Origin of the sequence: Escherichia sp. MOD1-EC5433 (assembly GCF_002966005.1) — a bacterium.
GTDB lineage: Bacteria > Pseudomonadota > Gammaproteobacteria > Enterobacterales > Enterobacteriaceae > Escherichia > Escherichia ruysiae.
Genome location: NZ_PTRL01000007.1, coordinates 13,752 through 39,931 on the forward strand (window position 1 = coordinate 13,752; position 26,180 = coordinate 39,931).

Annotated in this window: 23 protein-coding genes; 17 read left to right on the top strand and 6 right to left on the bottom strand. The window is 49.8% G+C overall.

The window, feature by feature from the left end:
* Window positions 1-208 precede the first annotated feature (208 nt).
* Window positions 209-1,099 carry a methylenetetrahydrofolate reductase gene (metF, locus tag C3D30_RS14780; protein WP_000007526.1) on the bottom strand — a complete coding sequence of 297 codons (891 nt, stop codon included), beginning with the start codon at window positions 1,097-1,099 and terminating at the stop codon, window positions 209-211.
* A 75-nt stretch (window positions 1,100-1,174) separates the two neighbouring features.
* Between metF and C3D30_RS20460 the strand changes: the two genes are divergently transcribed.
* On the top strand, window positions 1,175-1,315 hold the full coding sequence (locus C3D30_RS20460) for a hypothetical protein (protein ID WP_000660583.1): 141 nt from the start codon (window positions 1,175-1,177) through the stop codon (window positions 1,313-1,315).
* Window positions 1,316-1,406: 91 nt separating this feature from the next.
* Here the strand turns inward: C3D30_RS20460 and metL are convergent, their stop codons facing one another.
* Both metL and metB read right to left on the bottom strand, forming a co-directional pair.
* Window positions 1,407-3,839, bottom strand: a complete 2,433-nt coding sequence (gene metL, locus C3D30_RS14785) for a bifunctional aspartate kinase/homoserine dehydrogenase II (RefSeq protein WP_105287056.1) — start codon at window positions 3,837-3,839, stop codon at window positions 1,407-1,409.
* Window positions 3,840-3,841: 2 nt separating this feature from the next.
* A complete protein-coding gene (gene metB / locus C3D30_RS14790; protein ID WP_105287057.1) occupies window positions 3,842-5,002 on the bottom strand; it encodes a cystathionine gamma-synthase in 1,161 nt (386 codons plus the stop codon).
* A 276-nt stretch (window positions 5,003-5,278) separates the two neighbouring features.
* Here metB and metJ point away from each other — a divergent pair, with 276 nt between their 5' ends.
* Both metJ and C3D30_RS14800 read left to right on the top strand, forming a co-directional pair.
* Window positions 5,279-5,596, top strand: coding sequence for a met regulon transcriptional regulator MetJ (gene metJ, locus C3D30_RS14795; RefSeq protein WP_000852812.1), 318 nt, complete (start codon window positions 5,279-5,281; stop codon window positions 5,594-5,596).
* A 196-nt stretch (window positions 5,597-5,792) separates the two neighbouring features.
* Window positions 5,793-6,401 (top strand): YiiX family permuted papain-like enzyme, encoded by a 609-nt coding sequence (locus C3D30_RS14800; RefSeq protein WP_105287058.1) that lies wholly within the window; start codon window positions 5,793-5,795, stop codon window positions 6,399-6,401.
* Window positions 6,402-6,435: 34 nt separating this feature from the next.
* On the opposite strand, the gene pgtP is transcribed toward C3D30_RS14800, so the two are convergent.
* Window positions 6,436-7,821, bottom strand: coding sequence for a phosphoglycerate transporter PgtP (gene pgtP, locus C3D30_RS14805; protein WP_021551621.1), 1,386 nt, complete (start codon window positions 7,819-7,821; stop codon window positions 6,436-6,438).
* Between the two features lie 782 nt (window positions 7,822-8,603).
* Between pgtP and C3D30_RS14815 the strand changes: the two genes are divergently transcribed.
* The 3 genes from C3D30_RS14815 to pgtA are packed head-to-tail and all read left to right on the top strand — an operon-like array spanning window position 8,604 to window position 13,083.
* A complete protein-coding gene (locus C3D30_RS14815; protein WP_000619302.1) occupies window positions 8,604-9,836 on the top strand; it encodes an ABC transporter substrate-binding protein in 1,233 nt (410 codons plus the stop codon).
* Complete coding sequence (locus tag C3D30_RS14820; RefSeq protein WP_105287059.1) at window positions 9,833-11,800, top strand: sensor histidine kinase; 1,968 nt, start codon at window positions 9,833-9,835, stop codon at window positions 11,798-11,800. The genes C3D30_RS14815 and C3D30_RS14820 overlap by 4 nt, the downstream gene beginning before the upstream one ends.
* 2 nt (window positions 11,801-11,802) lie before the next feature.
* On the top strand, window positions 11,803-13,083 hold the full coding sequence (gene pgtA, locus C3D30_RS14825; protein WP_105285888.1) for a two-component system response regulator PgtA: 1,281 nt from the start codon (window positions 11,803-11,805) through the stop codon (window positions 13,081-13,083).
* A gap of 70 nt (window positions 13,084-13,153) precedes the next feature.
* Here pgtA and rpmE read toward each other — a convergent pair whose 3' ends face one another.
* The gene (gene rpmE / locus C3D30_RS14830; RefSeq protein ID WP_000710770.1) at window positions 13,154-13,366 is read right to left on the bottom strand and encodes a 50S ribosomal protein L31; all 213 of its coding nucleotides are present in this window, start codon (window positions 13,364-13,366) and stop codon (window positions 13,154-13,156) included.
* A gap of 203 nt (window positions 13,367-13,569) precedes the next feature.
* Here rpmE and priA point away from each other — a divergent pair, with 203 nt between their 5' ends.
* The 9 genes from priA to C3D30_RS14875 all read left to right on the top strand — a co-directional run bounded on the left by priA (window position 13,570) and on the right by C3D30_RS14875 (window position 23,018).
* Complete coding sequence (priA, locus tag C3D30_RS14835) at window positions 13,570-15,768, top strand: primosomal protein N' (RefSeq protein ID WP_105287060.1); 2,199 nt, start codon at window positions 13,570-13,572, stop codon at window positions 15,766-15,768.
* A 155-nt stretch (window positions 15,769-15,923) separates the two neighbouring features.
* Window positions 15,924-16,949 carry a DNA-binding transcriptional regulator CytR gene (gene cytR / locus C3D30_RS14840; RefSeq protein WP_000644887.1) on the top strand — a complete coding sequence of 342 codons (1,026 nt, stop codon included), beginning with the start codon at window positions 15,924-15,926 and terminating at the stop codon, window positions 16,947-16,949.
* A 91-nt stretch (window positions 16,950-17,040) separates the two neighbouring features.
* The gene (gene ftsN, locus C3D30_RS14845; protein WP_000068842.1) at window positions 17,041-18,000 is read left to right on the top strand and encodes a cell division protein FtsN; all 960 of its coding nucleotides are present in this window, start codon (window positions 17,041-17,043) and stop codon (window positions 17,998-18,000) included.
* A gap of 92 nt (window positions 18,001-18,092) precedes the next feature.
* Entirely contained in the window at window positions 18,093-18,623 is a 531-nt protein-coding gene (hslV, locus tag C3D30_RS14850; protein ID WP_000208242.1) for an ATP-dependent protease subunit HslV, read from the top strand.
* 9 nt (window positions 18,624-18,632) lie between these two features.
* Window positions 18,633-19,964, top strand: a complete 1,332-nt coding sequence (hslU, locus tag C3D30_RS14855; protein WP_001293348.1) for an ATP-dependent protease ATPase subunit HslU — start codon at window positions 18,633-18,635, stop codon at window positions 19,962-19,964.
* A gap of 66 nt (window positions 19,965-20,030) precedes the next feature.
* A complete protein-coding gene (menA, locus tag C3D30_RS14860; protein ID WP_105287061.1) occupies window positions 20,031-20,957 on the top strand; it encodes a 1,4-dihydroxy-2-naphthoate polyprenyltransferase in 927 nt (308 codons plus the stop codon).
* Window positions 20,958-21,049: 92 nt separating this feature from the next.
* Entirely contained in the window at window positions 21,050-21,535 is a 486-nt protein-coding gene (gene rraA, locus C3D30_RS14865; protein ID WP_105287062.1) for a ribonuclease E activity regulator RraA, read from the top strand.
* Between the two features lie 59 nt (window positions 21,536-21,594).
* Entirely contained in the window at window positions 21,595-22,269 is a 675-nt protein-coding gene (locus tag C3D30_RS14870; protein WP_105287113.1) for a hypothetical protein, read from the top strand.
* A gap of 122 nt (window positions 22,270-22,391) precedes the next feature.
* The gene (locus C3D30_RS14875; protein ID WP_123058529.1) at window positions 22,392-23,018 is read left to right on the top strand and encodes a hypothetical protein; all 627 of its coding nucleotides are present in this window, start codon (window positions 22,392-22,394) and stop codon (window positions 23,016-23,018) included.
* 38 nt (window positions 23,019-23,056) lie between these two features.
* Here the strand turns inward: C3D30_RS14875 and zapB are convergent, their stop codons facing one another.
* The gene (gene zapB, locus C3D30_RS14880; protein ID WP_001296623.1) at window positions 23,057-23,302 is read right to left on the bottom strand and encodes a septal ring assembly protein ZapB; all 246 of its coding nucleotides are present in this window, start codon (window positions 23,300-23,302) and stop codon (window positions 23,057-23,059) included.
* Window positions 23,303-23,727: 425 nt separating this feature from the next.
* Between zapB and glpF the strand changes: the two genes are divergently transcribed.
* Both glpF and glpK read left to right on the top strand, forming a co-directional pair.
* The gene (gene glpF / locus C3D30_RS14885; protein ID WP_105287064.1) at window positions 23,728-24,573 is read left to right on the top strand and encodes a glycerol uptake facilitator protein GlpF; all 846 of its coding nucleotides are present in this window, start codon (window positions 23,728-23,730) and stop codon (window positions 24,571-24,573) included.
* A 22-nt stretch (window positions 24,574-24,595) separates the two neighbouring features.
* On the top strand, window positions 24,596-26,104 hold the full coding sequence (gene glpK / locus C3D30_RS14890) for a glycerol kinase GlpK (protein WP_105287065.1): 1,509 nt from the start codon (window positions 24,596-24,598) through the stop codon (window positions 26,102-26,104).
* Window positions 26,105-26,180 lie beyond the last annotated feature (76 nt).

Below are 26,180 nucleotides of genomic sequence, written 5' to 3' on the forward strand. Positions count from 1 at the left end.
AGATCAAATTGATCGTAATTAAGCCTTTTTGATTATGTCCGATTTAGGACAAATACTTTATAAAAAAGGGTTTTAGCTTCGCATCCTTCAAGGGAGGAGGGAGAAAACAAGGCTGACTACCTTATTTCCCTCTCTCATTTCGAGGCAGCATTTTGTGCTCTGTTTAAAATTTGTGATCACTGTGTGATTTTCACAAAAGCCACAATATTTATAAACCAGGTCGAACACCCAGCGTATGACAAATCGCGTAACTCATTTCAGCGCGGTTAAGCGTATAGAAGTGGAAATCTTTAACCCCTTCCCGGCTTAAAATCTTCACCATGTCCATGGCGATATTCGCACCCACCAGCTTGCGGGTTTCAGCATCGTCATCCAGACCGTCAAACATTTGCGCCATCCACGCCGGAATACGCACGTTAGTCATGTCGGCAAATTTCTTCGCCTGTTTAAAGTTAGAGACCGGCAAAATGCCCGGAATAATTTCCACATCGATACCCGCCGAGACGCAGCGATCGCGAAAACGCAGGTAGCTTTCGACATCGAAGAAGAACTGAGTAATCGCACGGTTGGCACCGGCATCGACTTTACGTCTCAGGTTAAGCAAATCTGCCTGGGCACTTTTCGCTTCCGGGTGAACTTCCGGATACGCCGCCACGGAGATATCGAAATCAGCGACTTCTTTTAACAGCGTCACCAGGTCAGAGGCATACATTTCCGGCTTACCGCTTCCCGGCGGCAGGTCGCCACGCAGCGCCACAATATGGCGAATGCCGTTATTCCAGTAGTCACGAGCGATGGTGCGCAGCTCATCGGGAGTCGCATCAATGCAGGTGAGATGCGGCGCAGCTTCGAGACCAGTGCGATCTTTAATGCCTTTAATAATGCTGTGTGTACGGTCGCGCTCGCCAGAGTTCGCGCCATAGGTCACCGAGACAAACTTCGGTTTCAGGCTGCTAAGGCGATCAATGGAGTTCCACAGGGTCTGCTCCATTTCACTGGTACGCGGCGGGAAAAACTCGAACGAAACGTTAATCTGCCCCTGGACTTCTGCCAGGCTCTGATTCAGGGCATCCCGCTGGCTGGCGTGAAAAAAGCTCATACCTTACCTCATCAATCGCTTATCGTTATATGTTGTGTTGTGAACATCTATCCATTTAGATGTCCAGATGTAAAGATGAAGGAAAAGCCGAAAGGCGTCAACCGAAAAATGACCAATGATGGTGAGGAAAAATCAGGGAAGATGAAAAAGATTCAGGATGGGAATTACAAGAAACCTGGCAGACGGATTTATTGTTTCTTGCCGGATGCAGCGTGAACGCCTTATCCGGCTTACAACGCAAGGATAATTAGGTAAATTATGTTAAGCCCAATAAGCATGTGCATTATGCCTTATTGGGCTCCTGAAATTACAACAACTGCGCCAGCCGATTAATATCCGACTGAATCGCCCCAGCGGTGACATCGCGCCCTGCGCCTGGCCCACGGATCACCAGCGGGTTATCGCGATACCAGCGGCTTTCGATGGCAAAGACGTTATCGCACGGTAGCAGTGATGCCAGCGGATGATCTTCACGCACCGCTTCCACGCCCACACGCGCTTTGCCGTTGGCATCGAAACGCGCCACGTAGCGCAGCACCAGCCCCATTTCGCGGGCAGCTTCCAGCCGTTGTACCATCTGCTCGTTCAGCTCATCGCCATTTTCAAAGAAATGGTCGATGCTGCCGCCTTCGCAATGGGCAGGCACCAGCGATTCCACGCGCACTTGATCCGGTTCGATGTTGTAACCCGCTTCACGCGCCAGAATCACCAGTTTGCGCATCACGTCTTTGCCGGAGAGATCGTCACGCGGGTCAGGTTCAGTTAACCCTTGCTGCCACGCCTGATCCACCAGCTCGGTAAACGGCACGCTACCGTCAAATTGCAGGAACAGCCAGGAGAGCGTGCCGGAGAAGATCCCGCTGATCGATAAAATGGTATCGCCGCTGTCGATCAGATCGCGCACGGTGTGGTTGATCGGCAAGCCTGCGCCGACGGTGGCGTTATACAGCCAGTGACGCCCGGTTTTTTCGAACGCGTCGTGGATCTGGCGATATTTATTGCTGTCGCTCGCTCCCGCCAGTTTGTTGGCGCTGATAACGTGGAAACCGTGGCTGGCGAAATCGAGATATTGATCGGCAAGCTGCTGGCTGGCGGTCACGTCCAGCACCACTAGATCATCATACGGATGAGCACGCATCCACAGGAACAACGACTCTTCATCCTGCTCGACGGCTTCATCGTTGAAGAACGCTAACGCGCGGCTGGCGTCCAGCCCGTCATAGCTCAACAGGCTGCGGCGGCTGTCCACCACGCCTGCCAGCACAAATTCAAATCCGGTACGCGCCGAGAGCGTACTCTGCTCACGAGCGAACAGTTCCAGCCAGCGGGAACCGATATTGCCCTTGCCGAACAGGACCAGGCCAATGCGTTTTTCCGCGCGGAAGACGGACTGATGCAGCCCCTGGATCAGGCTTTCGGTCGGGCCGGTACGCAGTACTGCCACCAGGCTGATACCGTCATCGGACTGCCAGGTAAATTCGACCGGCTGGCCTTTCAGTTGCTGCCAGAAACGGTGGCAATGCAGCGGGTTACGGGTGACGCCCGCCCCGACCATCGCCACCAGCGCCAGCCCCTGACGCAGACGCAGCTCGCCAGGTAATCCCGCTTCGTCGAGAATTTTCAGGGCACTGTCCGCCACTTCCGAGGTGTAGCAAAATTGCAGCAACTGGCGATCGTTATGCACGCCAACCGCCAGTGGACGCACCTGCGCGCGTTTCAGGATCTGGTCGATTTCTTTATGCGCCAGTTTGAAGTCCTGGCTGGCGGGCACCTGAAACTCAATCAAACAGACATCATCGTGACTGGTGACAATACGCGCTCCTGTACCGGAAGCCAGCACGCGTTCAATGCGTGTAGAGCCTTGATCCGGCGTGTAGCTACAGCGCAGTTGCAGGTCGATTTCACTACCGGATACAGGCTGTAAAGTACGGGCGTGGAGGACAGGTGCCGCCAGACGAGCCAGCTCGCTGGCCTCATCAAGACGCAGCAACGGCAACAGGCAGGCATCTTTCACTTTACGCGGATCGGCGCTATATACCCCGGCGACGTCGCTCCAGATAGTTACGCGGGAAACGCCTGCCAGCGCACCGATTTGGGTGGCGGAATAGTCGGAACCGTTACGCCCCAGCAGCACCGTTTCACCGGCGTTGTTGCGGCTGATAAATCCGGTCACTACCAGACGTTTTCCCGGATGCTGCACCAGCAGTTGTTGCAGCAGCGGGTACGAAAGGCCTTCATCAACCTGCGGTTGCGCAGCGCGTTCAGCACGTAAAAACTCGCGGGCATCAAGCCAGGCCGCAGGCAGTCCTTGTTGGTTAAGCACCGCAGACATCAGGCGCGCCGACCACACTTCGCCGTGACCCACCACTTCCGCATACACCGCGTCGTTAATACCGCTGTCGAGCAGCGCCGCCAGGCGTTCAAGATCGCTGACAAAGGCGCTAATGAGGCTATCGGCTTCTTCGGCAGGTACCAGGCCGCTAATCAGATCGCATTGATAACGACGTAGCGTTTGTTGAACCTGATGCGCAGAGAGACGATCGGTCTGGCTTAGTTTCAACCAGTTAATCAACTGGTTAGTGGTGCTACCGGCGGCGGAAACCACCATCATATCGTCGGGCTGAGAGTACTCCGCCATAATGCCCGCGACACGCAAATAACACTTCACATCAGCCAGACTACTGCCACCAAATTTATGCAGTTGACGACCTTTCGCCCCTGCCTGCGCAATCACACTCATTTTTACCCCTTGTTTGCAGCCCGGAAGCCATTTTCTAGGTCGGCAATTAAATCTTCGCCATCTTCAATACCGGTGGAGATACGCAACAGCGTCTCGGAGATCCCGGCGGCAGCACGCGCTTCTGGCGCCATGCCTGCATGTGTCATGGTTGCGGCGTGAGAGATTAAACTTTCCACTCCCCCTAACGATTCCGCCAGCGTAAACAACGACAGCCCGCCCAGGAAACGACGCAGCGTCTGCTCATCGCCATCCAGTTCAAAACTCAACATTGCGCCAAAGCCTTTTTGCTGGCGCACGGCAATTTCATGCCCCTGATTTTCCGGCAGCGATGGGTGATAAAGTTTTTTCACCAACGGCTGGGTTTGCAGATATTTCACAATCGCCTGCGCGTTGCGCTGAGCCAGCTCCATACGCGGCATCAGAGTACGCAGACCGCGCAGCAGCAGATAGCTGTCAAACGCGCCGCCCGTTACGCCAATATTGTTTGCCCACCAGGCCAGTTCGGTAACCACGTCTGGATCTTTAGCAATCACCACGCCCGCCACCACGTCAGAGTGACCGTTCAGATATTTCGTACATGAATGCAACACCAGATCGGCACCTAATGCCAGTGGATTTTGTAATGCCGGGCTTAAGAAGGTGTTATCCACCACGCTCACCGCCCCGACTTCCCTTGCCAGATGGCAGATTTTCGCAATATCCACGACGCGTAACAATGGATTACTTGGGCTTTCTACCAGCACCAGTTTAGGTTTTTCTGCCAGTGCCGCCCGTAATGCCTGCTCATCGCCCTGATCAACAAACAGCACGCGATAGCAACCGCGTTTTGCCAGGCTATCGAACAGGCGATAGCTGCCGCCGTAGCAGTCGTGCGGCGCAACCAGCAGATCGCCGGGTTTCAAAAAGACGGTCGTGACAAGGTGAATAGCTGACATGCCGGTATTGGTTAGCACCGCACCTGCACCGCCTTCCAGTTCTGCCAGCGCACGCTGGACCACATCGCGCGTTGGGTTGCCGCGACGCGAGTAATCATGCGCGCGTGGTTCGTTAAATCCGGTAAAGTTATAGGTGCTGGAAAGATGGATAGGCGGGACAACGCAACCATACTGTTCGTCGTCATTTAACCCGCTACGCACTGCGATGGTGGCCTGTTTACGCGTCATGTGATGAAGTTTCCTGGGCTTTGTTGGTGAAATGTCAGGCACCAGAGTAAACATTGTGTTAATGGACGTCAATACATCTGGACATCTAAACTTCTTTGCGTATAGATTGAGCAAATCCGAAATTGCCGTTAAAATTATATGCATTATCACACTGGCAGGCGCATTACACGATGTCACGGTAGCGCCTGTGCGGTAAACTATGCGGGTTTATGACCAGTGCCCTTATAAACTGTGTGGTCTGGTCTCAATTTATTGACGAAGAGGATTAAGTATCTCATGGCTGAATGGAGCGGCGAATATATCAGCCCATACGCTGAGCACGGTAAGAAGAGTGAACAAGTCAAAAAGATTACGGTTTCCATTCCTCTTAAGGTGTTAAAAATCCTCACCGATGAACGCACGCGTCGTCAGGTGAACAACCTGCGTCACGCTACTAACAGCGAGCTGCTGTGCGAAGCGTTTCTGCATGCCTTTACCGGGCAACCTCTGCCGGATGATGCCGATCTGCGTAAAGAGCGCAGCGACGAAATCCCGGAAGCGGCAAAAGAGATCATGCGTGAGATGGGGATTAACCCGGAGACGTGGGAATACTAAAGCGGAAAAGAGCGGCGCGGAGAGTGGAATCGCCTGATGCGCTACGCTTATCAGGCCTACGTCATATTGCAATTTATTGAATTTGCACGAACTTGTAGGCCGGATAAGGCGTTCACGCCGCATCCGGCATAAACAACGAGCACGTTGTCAGCGGCTCTGCTCTAACCCACCGCTTTTTATACATGGACGTTTAACTATGAAATACAGGCTACTGCTCCCCGGCCTGCTGGTTTCTGTGCCTGCCCTTGCCTGGCAACCGCAAACCGGCGACATCATCTTTCAAATTTCTCACTCATCGCAAAGTAAAGCAATCCAACTGGCGACCGATTCCGATTACAGCCACACCGGTATGCTGGTTATACGCAATAAAAAACCCTACGTCTTTGAAGCGGTCGGCCCGGTGAAATACACCCCGCTCAAGCAGTGGATCGCCCACGGTGAAGATAGCAAATATATTGTTCGCCGCGTTGAAGGTGGGTTAACAACCGAACAACAGCAAAAACTGGCGCAAACGGCAAAACGTTATCTGGGTAAACCGTATGACTTCAGTTTTTCGTGGAGCGACGATCGCCAGTACTGTTCGGAAGTGGTGTGGAAGGTTTATCAGAACGCACTGGGAATACGCGTGGGTGAGCAGCAAAAACTAAAAGAGTTCGATCTTAGTAACCCGCTGGTTCAGGCAAAGCTCAAAGAATGCTACGGCAAAAATATCCCGCTTGAAGAAACAGTAGTCTCACCGCAAGCCGTTTTCGATGCGCCGCAACTCACTACCGTTGCTAAAGAATGGTCGCTGTTTTCATGGTAATGGGCCAATCGCATCATAACTGGCCCCCTAAAACCTAACTTTTGTCGGTCTGAAGCTCTTGCGAAAACGCAGCAACATCATTTTGACGCTGTCGTTCCATGGCGATCGCGCCAAAGTGCGTTAACGTACAGAAAATAATGCAGCAGATAACACCAGCAAGCAGAAGATAAAAACCGCCATCCCAACCAACCTGATCGACCATAACACCAAACAGACTTGTTCCAAGCGTTGCGCCAAGAATATAGCTCATAAAACCACGCAAACCGACTGCAGAACCCACGGCAAAACTGGGGACAATTTCCATTGTCTGAACAGAAGCCAGGAACTGCGGAACATAGATAAGGCAGCCTACGCAGGCAGCAAAAATGGTAATAGAGAGCAGAGAGTCGCTTTTCCAGTAGCCCAGCAGGCAGAAGAAAATCAATACCATACTGATAATAGCGGGTGGCATACGGCGACCATGAAATAATTTATCACTCAACCAGCCAGCAAATAACGTAGTTGGAATCGCCGCCCATTCGAAGATTAAAAATGCCGTGCTCATTTCAGTCTTCGTAAAATGTTTCACACTTAACAGGTAAATAGGCAACCAACTGATAATTCCGAAACGCACCATATAGACAAAAACATCAACGAAAGAGACGAACCATGCATTCTTGTTTTTTAGCACATAGGTACAAAAAATTTGCCAGGCAGTCATATCTTCCGGCGCACGCTCATCTTTTGCTTTAATGCTGACGTCGTCCGGGACGATTTCGCTTAATGGCGGCAAACCTTCACTTACGGGCGAACCTTTACCTGACATCAGTACCACGATAGCAATGACAACAGAGACAATCGCTGGAACAACATATGTTGCTATTTTCCAGTGTTCAGTACCCAGCACAGCAAATGCACCACCAACAATCGGAGCAACAATACCGCCCCCAACATTGTGCGAAATATTCCAGACCGCACCGACGATGCCCCGTTCTTTACGAGGGAACCAGTTGGCTATTGTAATAAACGAAGGACCAACCCCCATCCCTTGAAAGAGACCATTTAAAATAACAAGTCCCGCAAACATCCAGAAAGCAAAACTAAAACCAAGCGCCACGTTAACGAGAGCACAAAGAACCAACCCCACAGCCATATAAACTTTAGGATTCGCTTTATCTGCCAGACTACTCATTACCCCTTTACTAATACCGTAGGCGATCAGCATACAACTGCTAAGTAGACCTATTTGAGTCGCAGACAGATTAAGATCTTGCTTTAAATAAGGTGTGGAGAGAACAAAGTTATTCCTGACAATATAATACGAAAGATAACCGATAAACACGCTAAATAGCGCCTGCATACGATAACGATTATAGGTATTCTTTATTTCACTTTCAGGAACCTGATGTGTTGCCACTTTAGGTTTCAATAGAGAAAGCATATATCACCTTCCAGTTCATAGAGTTATTTAAAACAGCAATACCAGTTGCTACTCTCTGATGAGTATTGCAAAAGCCCTTGCTTCATTGGTTTTGAAGATAGTGAAGCAAGTGAGTTTAAGTTACAATACAGGGCATATGAGTCAAAAATGACTCAAAAATACAAATGTCATGTTCCATTTCTTTCCCATTTTTATATCTCAAAATAGAACGAAGCCATTATTCCGGCATTAACGGGTTACAACAGCCCCAATAAAAAAATAATTACTTTTATTAATTTTTTCAGTTTTTGAGGTCAGTCACATATTTTGTATCCATATACGTGATCATTGAAGAGGCTCGATTTTACCCTGTTGGAGGATCATGCTACACAACATGAAAATTTCCATCACCGTTCAACAACAGGCAGGCTTAAACATTTTCATGTTAACCCTCGTGACAAGCACATTTGCGTTCGAATTAAAGCCATCCTTCCGGCTTCTGAAGGCTGGCGCAAAGAAACAATAGAATCCGGTCAGAACCTGAATCCGATAGCACAAATGTCGAAATTAATTACCGGGAATAGCCGTAACAATCGCTATTTCCGTAAGATACACATGTTCAGAGGTGCAATATTGATCTTTTTTTGATAACCGCTTCCAGATATAGTGGCGCTAGTTACATCTGAATTAATGAAATTTCCGATACTGACATCAGCGTCTTACAGTCATTGTGTATATTAGCTAACGGATAATGATATGAATTACAGCGTAAGAGTTTTTCTCTCGTTAATAGGATTTTTGACATGATTCGTATTATACAACGAGCATTAATCTGTTGGGTTTTATGCGTCAATGTCACCTCAGCGCAAGAGCTGGTGATTGCTACAACGCTTTCTTCGGAAGCGACGGAGCACATTATCAGTCAATGGCAAAAACAACCACTGGCAACCAAAATCCGAACGCTTAACCGAACCAGTGCATCCATTGAGCGCCTGCTAGAAAATCCATTGGGTGAAAATATTGATCTGGTACTGAGTTCATCTCCCATGTTGCTACAGCGGTTGCAAAGTAAAAATCTGCTCCAGCCATTTAATAATCAAATAGAAACAAGCAGAAAGTTAGTACCCGAATCTATTCGTTCAACCACCGTTGCGGTTGCAGTATCGGGCTATGGCATCCTGATTAATGTGGCGCATCTGGAAGATAAAAATGAGCCAGTACCGACTTCATGGAAGGAATTAAGCAGGTCACGTTATCAAGGAACACTATTAATGAGCAGCCCTTCACGTTCAGATACCACACATCTGATGATTGAAGATCTCCTGCAACAACAAGGATGGAGTAATGGTTGGGGTACGCTACTGAAAATAGGCGGCAATCTCGCTACCATTTCATCACGCAGCTTTGGCGTAGCAAATAAGATCAGTACAGGGCTGGGAGACGCTGGTCCAGTCATCGACAATTACGCTAACGTACTGCTTAATAATTCAACTTTACGTTTCAGTTATTTCCCCAACTCTCGCGCAGCGCCAATGTTTATTGCCATCGCAAACGGTAGTAAACATCCACAGGAGGCGGGGCGTTTTATTAATTTTTTGTTGAGCCAGGAAGGACAACAGGCATTAAGCGATTCTGATTCAGGAAAGTATCCGGTATATCCGCTACCCTCCGGTACTCCACTCGCGGATCAACAACTGCGATTATTTGCCTCCCCTTCCCTTGATTATCCGTTGATTATGCAGCGTCAAAAGCTTGTGCAACTGTTATTTGATAATGCGATTACTTTTCGCCTTACCGAGCTTCAAAACAGTTGGAAATCATTATATGCCGCAGAACATCGGCTTAAGCGTAAATTGCCAGATGTGCGTGCATTATTAACAGCAGTTCCTGTTACCCCGGAGCAGTCCGTTAATGCCATGTACCTGCAGCAATTCGAACTGCAATCAGGCTTTCGTGAAGCTCAGCTCATGGCATGGCAGCAGTTTTTCCTGCATCAGCAGCAATTGGTGAACACACAACTTGAGTCGTTAAAGTGAAACAACTACATACTATAGGGACGAGCTTACGGCTCGCCTTTGTTTTTAGCGCCGTTCTTACGCTATTCGTTAGCGTAGTCAGCCTCTATTCCTGGTATGAACAAAATTCTCAGGTTCGCTACGCGCTTGATGATTATTTCCCGAGGATTCAGGCTTCATTTCTTTTTGAAGAAAACCTCACCGCATTGGTAAACGAATTTAATGAGCTACAACAGACAACCAATACCGCTAGTCGTCTTCAGGTAAGGGAGCAGATTGAACAACGGCTACAAAAAATTAAGGCTATTAACCCTCATCTTGATTCAGTACATCAACGTGCGCTTAACCAACAGGTCGCCAGTAGTGCCAGACTGCTTAACAAGCTCGATAACGCATTGAACAACAACAATCAGGAAAAAGGGAAACTCGACGTTATATCCTCAAGAGTTAACTGGCTGCATGATGACTTTAATAATGAACTCAACTCACTTACTCAGGATTTAAGTTGGCAACAATCGTCGTTGCTAAATCAACTCAGCCAACGAAAAGATCTACCCGAAAAACAGAGTTTGCAAAATGCTCAGCAAACCATTCAAAAAGAATTGCAGCTCGTTTTCGAACTTTCACATATAGAAACCCAAATCGTCAGTACGCTAAAGGAGATGCTTAACACGCATAGCGGAGATATAGACGCGTTAAAACAACATATTCAGTATTTGAATTTTTTGAAACACAGCATTGACGAAAATGTGCGGTCGTTATCTTCTTATTCCAGTACCATCACATTACACCAGACAGTTTATTCCTTGTGGGAGTTGGGTACACAGCAAAATTATCTACCCGGAACCCTGGCCGCCTGGCAACAAGCTCAACAAACACTCATGAGTACTATCGGGGATAAAGAGCGTGTATTTACGCAAATACGCGCTCAATTAGAAACGCAATTAGGTAATAGCCATCAACAATTGCAAACATTCAATCTCCGATTGGAAAAAATAATGCAAATCAGCGGGCTATTGATTTTGGCGGCTATGGTTACCGCCTTACTGTTCGTCATTCTGGTAAATTACCTCTACATTCGTCCCAGAATGATCCGCCGATTTCAGTTACTGAATGATGCCGTTGTCAAGTTAAGCAATGGTGAACTCGATGCTGATATCCCGGTCTCCGGCAACGATGAACTTGGGAGAATTGCCAACCTGCTCCGCCAGACTATTGAGAAAATTAATCAACAGCAACGTCAACTGGGACAGGAAATATGCGAGCGTATTGCGACAGAAAAAAACCTTCGTACAACACAAAGTGAATTGATCCAAACTGCAAAACTGGCCGTGGTTGGGCAGACAATGACAACACTGGCACATGAAATTAATCAACCACTTAATGCATTATCTATGTATCTTTTCAGCGCCAACCGCGCGCTGGAACAACAAGATGTTGGTTTGGTGAAAAATTATATTGTCACAATGCGATCGTTGGTCGAGCGCATGGATAACATCGTAAAAAGATTGCGCAACTTTGCCCGCCGTCGAGATAGTGAACTGGCTGGCGGTGCAATCAATTTACAGCAGGTAATTTATTCATCCTGGGAACTTCTGGCGTTGAAACATCGACCACTGAGGGCCTCTCTTCACTACCCTGATAATTTCCCTGCCGTTTATGGCGATGATGTTTTGATTCAACAAGTTTTAGTTAATTTGTTTACGAATGCCCTGGAAGCCACTCTGGAGCAATCACCCACAATAACCATCAGCTTTGAAGAAGAAGCCTCCACTGTAACGCTATATATTGCTGATAATGGAAAAGGCTGGCCAGTGCATCTGGCTGATCGACTATTAACGCCTTTTACCACGGACAAAGCTGTAGGCTTGGGTATTGGCCTTTCGATTAGTCATTCTATTATGCGCCAGTGCCAGGGAGAGTTATATATTGCGTCAACTCTCGACCGCCATGCGCTGGTTATTCTACGTTTCAGGAAACTTTAAGCATGACAGACACCACCCCAACAATTCTGTTAATTGATGACGACAATGATGTTCTGCAAGCCTACAGCACTCTCTTACAACAAGAGGGTTATGTCGTATGTACCTGTAGCAACCCTTCTGAGGCTCTACAATTACTGCAAAACACGTGGGAAGGCATCGTGGTGTGCGACGTTTGTATGCCGGATATTTCAGGCATTACGCTACTGGAAAAAATAATGCTGATTGACCCTAATCTTCCCATTCTGATGATCACCGGGCATGGCGATGTCCCCATGGCAGTTGAAGCAGTAAAAAAGGGAGCGTGGGATTTCCTGCAAAAGCCGATCAATCCGGAACAATTTCTATCGCTTATCGAAAAAGCACTGGCTGAACGTGAAGCTTATCTGGAACAAAAAAAATGGCGACACGCTCAGTTTAATCGGCACTTAATCGGTAACAGTGGTTGGATTCGCCAGACACGTCAACAGCTTGAAACGCTGGCAGAAACCGATCTTCCCGTCTGCTTTTACGGCGAACCTGGCACAGGAAGAACATTAGCCGCCCACTATCTTCATCAATTTAGTTCTCGCAAGGAAAGACCTTTAATTGAACGCACACTCAGCGCCAATAGCCCGCAGCCCCTGGAAGAATGGGTGAAAGAAGCAGAAGGTGGCACGCTGTTATTAAAAGAACTTGAGCATTTAACGCCAGAAAATCAGCGCGCCTTGATCCAGTACCAGGAAAGACCCCAGGATCGGTCATTTCGTCTGATTGTTGTTAATCAAAGCCCTCTGGCTGAACTGGCTGCCGCACAAAAAATTATTCCTGCATTGTATTTTCTTTTTTCACTCACCCACATTGAATGCCCACCACTCAGCCAGCGACCGGGGGATATTGAACCTATTTTTCACCATTATCTGACCCTCACCTGTAAACGATTAAATCGCCAGCAGCCGCTGTTGGGAAAAGCTTTTTATAAGCGACTGATGGCGCGTACCTGGCCTGGTAATATTATTGAATTGGTGAATGCGGCAGAACTGGTGGCAGTCGGCGTTTTAATGCTGGACGATTCGGTCAGTTTGCAGATGATGGAGACGGATCCAGCCCCGCTGGATGAACTCGTAGAATCTTATGAAAGACAAATAATTATTGATGCACTCAACTTCCATCAGGGTCGTATCAACGACGTTGCCGATTACTTTCAGATACCCAGAAAAAAGCTGTATTTGCGCATGAAAAAATACGGTATTGATAAAATGGATTTTCGCTATGAGAAGAAAGATAAAAAGACACAAACTCAATGAGTTATGTTGCTAATGTAGGTTTTCAGGCACAAAAAAAGCGCCGTGCGGCGCTTTTTTCGGAAATCCGGTCTTATTTGCTGCCCGGGATGCTGAAACGCTTGTTGAAGCGGTCAACACGGCCACCGGTAGCAACATCACGCTGTTTGCCAGTGAAGAACGGGTGGCACTTGCTGCACACGTCGAGGTTCAGGTCATGACCAACGGTGGAGCGGATTTTCATTACGTTACCGCAAGAGCAGCTAGCAGTAATTTCTTCGTATTTCGGGTGAATATCTTTTTTCATGGGAAAACCTCGGTTTAAGGCCGCGTCGCTCTTCCAGCCCTAACGCCAGACACCACGCGATGTTTAAAGTATAGTTTCAATACGATCATTTCGTATCAAAGGCGCCGAATCATACAGAAATTAACCAGCGTATGCAAACTGATCCGCACTCCTCTACGGCAATGTGTATACTGTTCCACCGAATTTCAAGTCAGGATGATGCTATGCCCGTTGCTCACGTTGCCTTGCCCGTTCCGATTCCCCGAACCTTTGACTATCTGCTGCCTGAAGGCATGACGGTTAAAGCCGGGTGTCGCGTGCGCGTGCCGTTTGGTAAACAGCAAGAACGCATCGGGATTGTGGTGTCAGTTAGCGATGTCAGCGAGCTGCCGCTCAACGAGCTAAAAGCGGTAGTTGAAGTGCTGGACGTTGAGCCGGTGTTTACTCACTCCGTCTGGCGATTACTGCTATGGGCGGCGGATTACTATCATCATCCAATTGGCGATGTGTTGTTTCATGCCTTGCCGATTTTACTACGCCAGGGGCGGCCTGCGGCGAACACGCCGATGTGGTACTGGTTTGCCACTGAACAAGGCCAGGCGGTGGATCTTAACAGCCTGAAACGTTCACCCAAGCAACAACAGGCGCTGGCGGCGTTACGGCAAGGGAAAATCTGGCGCGACCAGGTCGCCACGCTCGAATTTAATGATGCCGCGTTGCAGGCGCTGCGCAAAAAAGGTCTGTGTGATTTAGCAAGTGAAACACCTGATTTTAGCGACTGGCGAACGAACTACGCCGTTTCTGGCGAGCGGTTGCGACTAAATACTGAACAAGCCACCGCCGTTGGTGCCATCCATAGCGCGGCGGATACCTTCTCTGCCTGGCTGCTGGCGGGCGTTACTGGTTCCGGTAAAACGGAGGTTTATCTCAGTGTACTGGAAAACGTGCTTGCTCAGGGCAAACAGGCGCTGGTAATGGTGCCGGAAATCGGCCTGACACCACAAACTATCGCCCGTTTTCGTGAACGGTTTAATGCGCCCGTGGAAGTTCTGCATTCCGGTCTGAACGATAGCGAACGTCTTTCTGCGTGGCTGAAAGCAAAAAATGGCGAGGCGGCGATTGTGATCGGCACCCGCTCCGCGCTGTTTACGCCGTTTAAAAATCTCGGCGTGATTGTCATCGACGAAGAACATGACAGCTCCTACAAGCAACAGGAAGGCTGGCGCTACCATGCCCGCGACCTGGCGGTGTATCGCGCGCACAGCGAGCAAATCCCAATTATTCTCGGTTCGGCAACGCCGGCACTTGAAACGTTATGCAACGTGCAGCAGAAAAAATATCGTCTGCTGCGCCTGACGCGTCGGGCGGGTAATGCGCGTCCGGCAATTCAACACGTGCTGGATTTAAAAGGTCAGAAGGTGCAGGCGGGGCTGGCTCCGGCGTTGATCAGCCGTATGCGCCAGCATTTACAAGCCGACAACCAGGTTATCCTCTTTCTTAACCGCCGGGGTTTTGCGCCTGCGCTGCTGTGCCACGACTGTGGCTGGATAGCCGAATGCCCACGTTGCGATCACTACTACACGCTGCATCAGGCGCAGCACCATCTGCGCTGCCACCACTGTGACAGTCAGCGTCCGGTGCCGCGCCAGTGCCCTTCCTGCGGTTCCACACACCTGGTGCCCGTGGGGCTGGGCACCGAACAGCTTGAACAGACGCTCGCGCCAATGTTCCCTGGTGTAGCCATTTCACGTATCGACCGCGATACCACCAGCCGCAAAGGGGCGCTGGAACAACAACTGGCGGAAGTACATCGCGGCGGCGCGCGGATTTTGATCGGCACGCAAATGCTGGCGAAAGGTCACCATTTCCCGGATGTGACGCTGGTTGCATTACTGGACGTGGACGGCGCGCTGTTTTCTGCCGATTTTCGTTCCGCAGAGCGTTTCGCCCAGCTTTACACCCAGGTCGCCGGTCGTGCGGGGCGCGCGGGTAAACAGGGCGAAGTGGTGCTGCAAACACATCATCCGGAACATCCTCTCTTGCAAACGTTGCTCTATAAAGGCTACGACGCCTTTGCGGAACAGGCGCTGGCCGAACGACGAATGATGCAACTACCACCGTGGACCAGCCACGTGATTGTGCGCGCGGAGGATCATAACAATCAGCACGCGCCGCTGTTCCTGCAACAGTTGCGAAATCTCATCCTCTCCAGTCCGCTGGCGGATGACAAACTGTGGGTTCTCGGTCCGGTTCCGGCACTGGCACCTAAACGCGGCGGTCGCTGGCGCTGGCAAATCCTGCTGCAACATCCTTCCCGCGTGCGCTTACAGCACATCATTAACGGTACGCTGGCGCTTATTAATACAATACCGGATTCACGGAAAGTGAAATGGGTGCTGGATGTCGATCCTATTGAGGGTTAAACCGCTAACGATGCGAGGCGGATCGAAAAATTAAATATTCATCACACTTTTCATGAAAATTCTGTAACCGTTTTCACGCGCTATCTGCTAAAAATGTTGCCGATGTGAAGTAAACACGGATGTAGTACGCCTGACGTGCCAGGCGAGGAGTGAGTGTGAAAGCGAAGAAGCAGGAAACTGCCGCAACCATGAAAGACGTTGCCCTGAAAGCAAAAGTCTCTACGGCGACCGTCTCCCGAGCGTTAATGAATCCAGATAAGGTCTCCCTGGCGACTCGTAACCGGGTTGAAAAAGCCGCCCGGGAAGTGGGTTATTTACCGCAGCCGATGGGGCGTAACGTCAAGCGTAATGAATCCCGCACCATTCTGGTGATTGTCCCGGATATCTGCGATCCCTTCTTTAGCGAAATTATTCGCGGTATCGAAATTACGGCAGCAAGTCATGGATATCTGGTACTGATTGGCGACTGTGCACATCAAAACCAGCAGGAAAAAACCTTTATCGATTTGATAATCACTAAGCAAATTGATGGCATGTTGCTGCTTGGTTCAAGGCTGCCGTTTGATGCCAGCATTGAGGAACAGCGTAATCTGCCGCCGATGGTGATGGCGAACGAATTTGCACCGGAGCTGGAACTGCCTACAGTTCATATCGACAACCTGACTGCTGCATTTGATGCGGTAAATTACCTGTATGAACAGGGGCATAAATTGATCGGCTGTATTGCTGGTCCGGAAGAAATGCCGCTGTGTCACTATCGCCTGCAAGGTTACGTTCAGGCTCTGCGTCGCTGCGGAATTATGGTTGATCCACAATATATCGCCCGTGGCGACTTCACCTTCGACGCCGGAAGTAAAGCCATGCAGCAGTTGCTTGACCTTCCGCAACCGCCAACTGCTGTTTTCTGTCATAGCGATGTGATGGCACTTGGCGCACTTTCGCAGGCGAAACGTCAGGGGCTGAAAGTTCCTGATGACCTTTCCATAATCGGTTTTGATAACATCGACCTGACGCAATTTTGTGATCCGCCACTGACAACCATCGCACAGCCGCGCTATGAAATTGGTCGGGAGGCAATGTTGTTATTGCTTGACCAAATGCAGGGGCAAACGGTCGGCAGCGGCTCACGTTTAATGGACTGCGAGCTTATTATCCGGGGATCGACACGCACATTGACTTAAAGTAAACCTTTAAGGCTTCCGTGACTGGTCAAAGGCCCGCCGCTTAAGTAACATGGCGGGCTGACGAACGAATAAATACAGCGAAACGATAGTGGCACAACGAGATTATGTACGCCGCAGCCAACCGGCACCTTCGCGGCGAAAAAAGAGTACCTCACGGAAAAAGCAACGAAATCTGCCTGCGGTTTCTCCCGCAATGGTCGCTATTGCTGCCGCCGTTCTTGTGACCTTTATCGGTGGTCTGTACTTCATTACGCATCACAAGAAAGAAGAGTCCGAGACGCTGCAAAGCCAGAAAGTGACCGGAAACGGACTACCTCCGAAACCGGAAGAACGCTGGCGCTACATTAAAGAGCTGGAAAGTCGCCAGCCGGGTGTGCGTGCGCCAACAGAACCTTCTGCCGGTGGTGAAGTAAAAACGCCGGAGCAACTGACACCAGAACAGCGCCAGCTTCTTGAACAAATGCAGGCCGATATGCGCCAGCAGCCAACGCAGTTAGTTGAAGTTCCGTGGAATGAGCAAACGCCAGAACAGCGCCAGCAAACGCTACAACGCCAGCGTCAGGCGCAGCAGTTAGCGGAACAGCAACGCCTGGCTCAGCAGTCGCGTACGACCGAACAAAGCTGGCAACAACAGACGCGTACGTCGCAAGCCGCGCCGGTTCAGTCGCAGCCGCGCCAGTCAAAACCGGCTTCTACTCAGCAGCCGTACCAGGATCTGCTGCAAACCCCTGCGCACACTACCGCGCAGTCGAAGCCGCAGCAAGCTGCGCCAGTTGCTCGTGCAGCTGACGCGCCAAAACCGACAGCAGAGAAAAAAGATGAACGCCGCTGGATGGTACAGTGCGGTTCGTTCAGAGGCGCAGAACAGGCAGAGACGGTACGTGCTCAGCTGGCGTTCGAAGGTTTTGACTCGAAAATTACCACCAACAATGGCTGGAATCGTGTGGTCATTGGCCCGGTGAAAGGCAAAGAGAACGCAGACAGCACCCTCAATCGCCTGAAGATGGCGGGTCATACAAACTGCATTCGGCTCGCCGCCGGGGGTTGAAACCCTCAAAATCCCCCCCATCTATAATTGCATTATGCCCCGTACTTTTGTACGGGGTTTGTACTCTGTATTCGTAACCAAGGGGTCAGCTCGTGACAACTATAGTAAGCGTACGCCGTAACGGCCATGTGGTCATCGCTGGTGATGGTCAGGCCACGTTGGGCAATACCGTAATGAAAGGCAACGTGAAAAAGGTCCGCCGTCTGTACAACGACAAAGTCATCGCGGGCTTTGCAGGCGGTACTGCGGATGCTTTTACGCTGTTCGAACTGTTTGAACGTAAACTGGAAATGCATCAGGGCCATCTGGTCAAAGCCGCCGTTGAGCTGGCAAAAGACTGGCGTACCGATCGCATGTTGCGCAAACTTGAAGCACTGCTGGCAGTCGCGGATGAAACTGCATCGCTTATCATCACCGGTAACGGTGACGTGGTGCAGCCAGAAAACGATCTTATTGCTATCGGCTCCGGCGGCCCTTACGCCCAGGCTGCGGCGCGCGCGCTGTTAGAAAACACTGAACTTAGCGCCCGTGAAATTGCTGAAAAGGCGTTGGATATTGCAGGCGACATTTGCATCTATACCAACCATTTCCACACCATCGAAGAATTAAGCTACAAAGCGTAAGGATCTCCCATGTCTGAAATGACCCCACGCGAAATCGTCAGCGAACTTGATAAGCACATCATTGGCCAGGATAACGCCAAGCGTTCCGTGGCGATTGCACTGCGTAACCGCTGGCGTCGTATGCAGCTCAACGAAGAGCTGCGCCATGAAGTGACTCCGAAAAATATCCTGATGATCGGCCCGACTGGCGTCGGTAAAACTGAAATCGCCCGTCGCCTGGCAAAACTGGCAAACGCGCCGTTCATCAAAGTTGAAGCGACCAAATTCACCGAAGTCGGTTATGTGGGTAAAGAAGTCGATTCTATCATCCGCGATCTGACCGATGCCGCCGTGAAAATGGTGCGTGTACAAGCTATCGAGAAAAACCGCTATCGCGCTGAAGAACTGGCAGAAGAGCGCATTCTCGACGTGCTGATCCCACCAGCTAAAAACAACTGGGGACAGACCGAACAGCAGCAGGAGCCGTCCGCTGCCCGTCAGGCATTCCGCAAAAAACTGCGTGAAGGCCAGCTCGATGACAAAGAAATCGAGATCGATCTTGCCGCAGCACCGATGGGCGTTGAAATTATGGCGCCTCCGGGAATGGAAGAGATGACCAGCCAGTTGCAGTCCATGTTCCAGAACCTGGGCGGTCAGAAGCAAAAAGCACGTAAGCTGAAAATCAAAGACGCCATGAAGCTGCTGATTGAAGAAGAAGCGGCGAAACTGGTTAACCCGGAAGAACTGAAGCAAGACGCTATCGACGCCGTTGAACAACACGGGATCGTGTTTATCGACGAAATCGACAAAATCTGTAAGCGCGGCGAGTCTTCTGGTCCGGATGTTTCTCGTGAAGGCGTTCAGCGTGACCTGCTGCCGCTGGTAGAAGGTTGCACCGTTTCTACCAAACACGGGATGGTCAAAACTGACCACATTCTGTTTATCGCTTCTGGTGCATTCCAGGTAGCGAAACCGTCTGACCTGATCCCGGAACTGCAAGGTCGTCTGCCGATCCGCGTCGAACTCCAGGCGCTGACCACCAGCGACTTCGAGCGCATTCTGACCGAGCCGAATGCCTCTATCACCGTGCAATACAAAGCACTGATGGCGACTGAAGGCGTGAATATCGAATTTACGGATTCCGGTATTAAGCGTATCGCGGAAGCGGCATGGCAGGTGAACGAATCTACCGAAAACATCGGTGCACGTCGTTTACATACCGTTCTGGAGCGTTTGATGGAAGAGATTTCCTACGACGCCAGCGATTTAAGCGGTCAAACTATCACCATTGACGCAGATTATGTGAGCAAACATCTGGATGCGTTGGTGGCAGATGAAGATCTGAGCCGTTTTATCCTATAATCGCGTTCAATCATTTTCATCATTGTTTGATGGGGCTGAAAGGCCCCATTTTTATTGGCGCGTATTATGACTGAACAACAAATTAGCCGAACTCAGGCGTGGCTGGAAAGTTTACGACCTAAAACCCTCCCCCTCGCCTTTGCTGCAATTATCGTCGGGACAGCACTGGCATGGTGGCAAGGTCACTTCGATCCACTGGTCGCCCTGCTGGCACTGATTACCGCCGGACTGCTTCAAATTCTCTCTAACCTCGCCAATGATTACGGCGATGCCGTCAAAGGCAGCGACAAACCTGACCGTATCGGGCCGCTACGTGGTATGCAAAAAGGGGTTATTACCCAGCAAGAGATGAAACGGGCGCTCATTATCACCGTCGTGCTCATCTGTCTCTCCGGACTGGCGCTGGTCGCAGTGGCGTGCCATACGCTGACCGATTTTGTCGGCTTCCTTATTCTGGGCGGTTTGTCGATCATCGCCGCTATCACCTACACCGTGGGCAATCGCCCTTATGGTTATATCGGTCTGGGTGATATTTCCGTACTGGTTTTCTTTGGCTGGTTGAGCGTGATGGGGAGCTGGTATTTGCAGGCGCATACGTTGATTCCGGCATTGATCCTTCCGGCGACCGCCTGTGGCCTGCTGGCAACAGCGGTTCTAAACATTAATAACCTGCGTGATATTAATAGCGACCGCGAGAATGGCAAAAACACGCTGGTGGTGCGCTTAGGTGCAGTAAACGCACGTCGTTACCATGCCTGCCTGTTGATGGGCTCACTGGTGTGCCTGGCGCTGTTTAATCTCTTTTCGCTGCACAGCCTGTGGGGCTGGTTGTTCCTGCTGGCAACGCCGTTATTGGTGAAACAGGCTCGTTATGTGATGCGTGAAATAGATCCGGTAGCGATGCGACCAATGCTGGAACGCACTGTCAAGGGCGCATTACTGACTAACTTGCTGTTTGTTTTAGGGATATTCCTAAGCCAGTGGGCAGCATAACTGACAAATATCAATTAACAATTGATGATTTTGCCAACAACCCACATAGCGCGATATACTGAAAATTCTCGCAGCAACTGAATGTTAAGCCTATGAAATACGATACTTCCGAGCTTTGTGACATCTATCAAGAAGATGTCAACGTCGTGGAACCGCTGTTCTCCAACTTTGGTGGACGGGCGTCGTTTGGCGGACAAATCATCACGGTAAAATGTTTCGAGGACAACGGGTTGCTGTATGATCTGCTCGAACAGAATGGTCGTGGTCGTGTTCTTGTCGTCGATGGCGGTGGTTCTGTTCGTCGCGCACTGGTCGATGCTGAACTGGCGCGTCTGGCAGTACAAAATGAATGGGAAGGGCTGGTCGTTTACGGCGCGGTGCGTCAGGTAGATGATCTGGAAGAGCTGGATATCGGCATCCAGGCGATGGCGGCAATTCCGGTCGGTGCTGCTGGCGAAGGCATTGGCGAAAGCGACGTCCGCGTCAACTTTGGCGGCGTCACCTTCTTCTCCGGCGACCATCTCTACGCCGACAATACCGGGATTATTCTTTCTGAAGATCCGCTGGATATTGAATAAGTATCTGCCATGCGTTAAAAGGGGAATTAAATTCCCCTTTTTTATACATGGACGTATTCATGCAGAATATTATTCTTTTATTTATATATTTATTACTTATAGTCGTTAACCATTTCCGCTACAAATTCCTTTTATCTGGCAACACGGGTGAAATGATTTTATATTTTGCTAACGTATTTTTTAACCCACTTGCCTTATCATTTATTATCGCCACAATCATCTGTATAACGATAAAAAAAAGAAGCAGCCGCAGCTTTATTCGCGGCACTTGTTGGTTAATGGGGTTATTTCTTATCTATAGCAGCTATACGGTGTGGGAACGACATAGCACATGGGAATATACTTTCCCGGGGCCAGGTATCACCGTCATGGTTCCGAGCAAACAGTGGGTTACCAATATAGTAAAACAAGGACCAACCCTGGTGACTCGGGATGCCCATGCTATTTTAGCTATTGTTGCCTTCTCACAAAATGAACTCGGTGTACATTCAATCGAGGAACTTACCGCGACTCAAAACGGAACTGCAGAAATGCATGTTTGTGATGTTCAGGGATTTACCTGCGCTTATCAGGAAGGAGTGCAAACAATGAGTGATGGCAAAGTAAGACATGCTATTTTCATGACTCTACTGGATAACACTAATTTGATACAACTGGTCGCAGCCATCGACCCAGATTATTTGGACGAATATCAAGAAGAAGTAATGAAAATGATGCTTTCTGCCCGTCAATGATCTGATGTGCATGTTAATAATAAGGGATTGATATGAGATACGTTATCTTATTAATACTATGGATAATAACTGCTTTTCTTAGTCACCTTCAGCACAGCAACCTACTGTCTGGAGATCCTGGCATGGTTGGCGAGTATATCGGTTCAGTACTTCTGGGGCCGCTGTTACTTCCCGTGCTTGTGTCAGGTATTCTGTGCGCATTCGCTAAAAAAACGCGTAACTTCGCCAGTTTTACTCGCGGGTGCTGTTGGGTATTGGGGGTACTACTTTTATCCAATATCAGCAATACGTTTCGCATAATCACCCCATGGCAATATACGTTTGAGAATGCCGCTATTTCCGTGACTGTCCCTAACAGACACTGGAAAACGATTTCCATTCGTACAGATAAAACCATTGATATAAGAAGTGAAGATAATAGCATCTTTATTTCTGCTTTCCGCCTACCCGCAGGACGTAGCGCCGATGACTCGCTGGAAGAGTTAAAGAAGATGCAGCGAGACAATCTCAAGGATCAATACAATGAAGAAACCTTCCAATTTCATGACTGTAATGCCAAACATTTCACCTGTAAGTATCAGGATGTGTTGATAAATTTCGATGGTCAGCAGAAGAGAACCATCAGTGTTTATCTTGAGGACACCCCCAGGGCTGTGGGGATCATTGCATTGATGGAGCCAGATACGGCAGATAAATATCGCCAACAGGCGATGGGGATTATGCTTTCTGCTAAAAATGCAGTGAAGTAAAAAATAAGGCGCCTTGCGGCGCCTCTGAGTGGAAAAGATTAAACCTCTTCCATGCGACCCAGCAGAGCCTGCAGACGTTCCTGCCAGCCGTTCTGCTGTTCTTTCAGATGGTTGTTCTCACGCTCCAGCTCTTCGCGCTGATGCTGGGCATTTTGAACTTCCTGCGACAGTGAGTTGTTTTTTTCTTTCAGCTCTTCGATTTCCATCTGCAACAGAGTGATGGTATCAATCGCCTGCTGTACTTTTGCTTCCAGTTTCTCAAACACTTCTAATGACATTGTCATACCTCTCCTGAATTGCAAGGCGTTGATGGATAAAAAATCCTCGTCCCGATTACCGGTGACGCCTTAATAAATACGAGCGCACTTTAGTTAGCTCCGATTGTATGAAGCCGCGCCATCGCTGTCCAGCGGCACGCCTTGCAGATTACGGTTTGCCACACTTTTCATCCTTCTCCTGGTGACATAATCCACACCAATCGAAAATGTTAATAAATTTGTTGCGCGAATGATCTAACAAACATGCATCATGTACAATCAGATGGAATAAATGGCGCGATAACGCTCATTTTATGACGAAGCACACACATTTTAAGTTCGATATTTCTCGTTTTTGCTCGTTAACGATAAGTTTACAGCATGCCTACAAGCATCGTGGAGGTCCGTGACTTTCACGCATACAACAAACATTAACTCTTCAGGATCCGATTATGAGTCAAACATCAACCTTGAAAGGCCAGTGCATTGCTGAATTCCTCGGTACCGGGTTGTTGATTTTTTTCGGTGTGGGTTGCGTTGCAGCACTAAAAGTCGCTGGTGCGTCTTTTGGTCAGTGGGAAATCAGTGTCATTTGGGGACTGGGGGTGGCAATGGCCATCTACCTGACCGCAGGGGTTTCCGGCGCGCATCTTAATCCCGCTGTTACCATTGCATTGTGGCTGTTTGCCTGTTTCGACAAGCGCAAAGTTATTCCTTTTATCGTTTCACAAGTTGCCGGCGCTTTCTGTGCTGCGGCTTTAGTTTACGGGCTTTATTACAATTTATTTTTCGACTTCGAGCAGACTCATCACATTGTTCGCGGCAGCGTTGAAAGTGTTGATCTGGCTGGCACTTTCTCTACTTACCCTAATCCTCATATCAATTTTGTGCAGGCTTTCGCAGTTGAGATGGTGATTACCGCTATTCTGATGGGGCTGATCCTGGCGCTCACGGACGATGGTAACGGTGTACCGCGTGGGCCATTGGCACCGTTGTTGATTGGTCTACTGATTGCGGTCATCGGCGCATCTATGGGTCCATTGACAGGCTTTGCCATGAACCCAGCGCGTGACTTCGGTCCGAAAGTCTTTGCCTGGCTGGCGGGCTGGGGCAAGGTCGCCTTTACCGGCGGCAGAGACATTCCTTACTTCCTTGTGCCGCTTTTTGGCCCTATCGTTGGCGCGATTGTAGGTGCATTTGCCTACCGCAAACTGATTGGCCGCCATTTGCCTTGCGATATCTGTGTTGTGGAAGAAAAGGAGATCACAACTCCTTCAGAACAAAAAGCTTCACTGTAATGTGACTACGGGACAATTAAACATGACTGAAAAAAAATATATCGTTGCGCTCGACCAGGGCACCACCAGCTCCCGCGCAGTCGTGATGGATCACGATGCCAATATCATTAGCGTGTCACAGCGCGAATTTGAGCAAATCTACCCAAAACCAGGCTGGGTAGAACACGACCCAATGGAAATCTGGGCCACCCAAAGCTCTACGCTGGTAGAAGTGCTGGCGAAAGCCGATATCAGTTCCGATCAAATTGCAGCTATTGGGATTACTAACCAGCGAGAAACCACTATCGTCTGGGAAAAAGAAACCGGCAAGCCTATCTATAACGCCATTGTCTGGCAGTGCCGTCGTACCGCTGAGATCTGCGAGCATCTCAAACGCGATGGCATGGAAGAGTACATTCGTAATAACACCGGTCTGGTCATTGACCCGTACTTCTCTGGCACCAAAGTGAAGTGGATCCTCGACCATGTGGAAGGCTCCCGCGAGCGTGCGCGTCGTGGTGAACTGCTGTTTGGTACGGTTGATACCTGGCTTATCTGGAAAATGACTCAAGGTCGCGTTCACGTGACCGATTACACCAACGCGTCTCGCACCATGTTGTTCAACATCCATACTCTGGACTGGGACGACAAAATGCTCGACGCACTGGATATCCCGCGCGAGATGCTGCCAGAAGTGCGTCGCTCTTCGGAAGTATACGGTCAGACCAACATCGGCGGTAAAGGAGGCACGCGTATTCCGATCGCCGGGATCGCGGGTGATCAGCAGGCGGCGCTATTCGGTCAGTTGTGCGTTAAAGAAGGGATGGCGAAGAATACCTATGGTACAGGCTGCTTTATGTTGATGAATACCGGTGAGAAAGCGGTGACATCAGAAAACGGCCTGCTTACGACCATCGCCTGTGGCCCGACTGGCGAAGTGAACTATGCGCTGGAAGGTGCGGTATTTATGGCGGGCGCATCGATTCAGTGGCTGCGCGATGAGATGAAGCTGATTAGCGACGCCGACGATTCCGAATACTTTGCCACCAAAGTGCAAAACACCAACGGTGTATATGTCGTTCCGGCCTTTACCGGTCTTGGCGCGCCGTACTGGGATCCGTATGCGCGCGGGGCGATTTTCGGTCTGACTCGTGGGGTGAATGCTAACCACATCATCCGCGCGACGCTGGAGTCTATTGCTTATCAGACGCGTGACGTACTGGAAGCAATGCAGGCCGACTCCGGTATTCGTCTGCACGCACTGCGCGTGGATGGCGGCGCGGTGGCGAACAATTTCCTGATGCAGTTCCAGTCTGACGTCCTCGGCACTCGCGTTGAGCGCCCGGAAGTGCGCGAAGTGACCGCATTGGGTGCAGCGTATCTTGCTGGTCTGGCGGTTGGCTTCTGGCAGAACCTTGACGAGCTGCAAGAGAAAGCGGTGATTGAACGCGAGTTCCGCCCTGGCATCGAAACCACCGAGCGTAATTACCGTTACGCTGGCTGGAAAAAAGCGGTTAAACGCGCGATGGCGTGGGAAGAACACGAGGAGTGATGCCAGACATCTGAACGATTGTCTGATGCTGATCGCCTGATGCGACGCTGACGCGTCTTATCAGGCCTACGAGGCG